Origin of the sequence: Paraburkholderia sp. JHI869, from assembly GCF_038900775.1 — a bacterium.
Lineage (GTDB): Bacteria > Pseudomonadota > Gammaproteobacteria > Burkholderiales > Burkholderiaceae > Paraburkholderia.
Genome location: NZ_JAYMSC010000083.1, coordinates 1 through 1,669 on the forward strand (window position 1 = coordinate 1; position 1,669 = coordinate 1,669).

2 rRNA genes are annotated in these 1,669 nt (G+C 53.6%); both read left to right on the forward strand.

The window, feature by feature from the left end:
- Nucleotides 1-1,350, forward strand: a 23S ribosomal RNA gene (locus tag VSR72_RS43920); the annotation flags it as partial.
- A 161-nt stretch (nt 1,351-1,511) separates the two neighbouring features.
- Nucleotides 1,512-1,625, forward strand: a 5S ribosomal RNA gene (rrf, locus tag VSR72_RS43925).
- Nucleotides 1,626-1,669: the final 44 nt, after the last annotated feature.

Below are 1,669 nucleotides of genomic sequence, written 5' to 3' on the forward strand. Positions count from 1 at the left end.
CGAAGCAACTGGAAGTGGTTCCAAGAAAAGCCTCTAAGCTTCAGTTCAACAGTGACCGTACCGCAAACCGACACAGGTGGGCGAGATGAGTATTCTAAGGCGCTTGAGAGAACTCGGGAGAAGGAACTCGGCAAATTGGTACCGTAACTTCGGGATAAGGTACGCCCTGGTAGCTTGACTGGCTTGCGCCAGAAGGGTGAAGGGGTTGCAATAAACTGGTGGCTGCGACTGTTTAATAAAAACACAGCACTCTGCAAACACGAAAGTGGACGTATAGGGTGTGACGCCTGCCCGGTGCCGGAAGATTAAATGATGGGGTGCAAGCTCTTGATTGAAGTCCCGGTAAACGGCGGCCGTAACTATAACGGTCCTAAGGTAGCGAAATTCCTTGTCGGGTAAGTTCCGACCTGCACGAATGGCGTAACGATGGCCACACTGTCTCCTCCCGAGACTCAGCGAAGTTGAAGTGTTTGTGATGATGCAATCTCCCCGCGGCTAGACGGAAAGACCCCATGAACCTTTACTGTAGCTTTGCATTGGACTTTGAACCGGTTTGTGTAGGATAGGTGGGAGGCTGTGAAGTGTGGACGCTAGTCTGCATGGAGCCGTCCTTGAAATACCACCCTGATCTGTTTGAGGTTCTAACCTTGGTCCGTGATCCGGATCGGGGACAGTGCATGGTAGGCAGTTTGACTGGGGCGGTCTCCTCCCAAAGGGTAACGGAGGAGTACGAAGGTACGCTAGGTACGGTCGGAAATCGTGCTGATAGTGCAATGGCATAAGCGTGCTTGACTGTGAGACTCACAAGTCGAACAGGTGCGAAAGCAGGTCATAGTGATCCGGTGGTTCTGTATGGAAGGGCCATCGCTCAACGGATAAAAGGTACTCTGGGGATAACAGGCTGATACCGCCCAAGAGTTCATATCGACGGCGGTGTTTGGCACCTCGATGTCGGCTCATCTCATCCTGGGGCTGTAGCCGGTCCCAAGGGTATGGCTGTTCGCCATTTAAAGAGGTACGTGAGCTGGGTTTAAAACGTCGTGAGACAGTTTGGTCCCTATCTGCCGTGGGCGCTGGAAGTTTGAGGGGGCCTGCTCCTAGTACGAGAGGACCGGAGTGGACGAACCTCTGGTGTACCGGTTGTGACGCCAGTCGCATCGCCGGGTAGCTATGTTCGGAAGAGATAACCGCTGAAAGCATCTAAGCGGGAAACTCGCCTCAAGATGAGACTTCCCCGGGGACTAGATCCCCTTGAAGGGTCGTTCGAGACCAGGACGTTGATAGGTCAGGTGTGGAAGCGCAGTAATGCGTTAAGCTAACTGATACTAATTGCCCGTAAGGCTTGATCCTATAACAGGTGTGCCGGCCTCCAGAGAGATGGAGAGCAGGACGCACAGGTTGAGATCACGTGTTGTGCCTGAAACAACACAACCCCAATTCAGCAACACCTCTTTACGCTTCTTCCCGATTGGCTGTGGCGCACCACAAATGCGACGCAGCAACCCGTCATGCCTGATGACCATAGCGAGCTGGTCCCACCCCTTCCCATCCCGAACAGGACCGTGAAACAGCTCCACGCCGATGATAGTGCGGATTGCCCGTGTGAAAGTAGGTAATCGTCAGGCTCCTTATGCTGTAACGTCCAGAACCCCGGTGTCTCCGAAAGAGA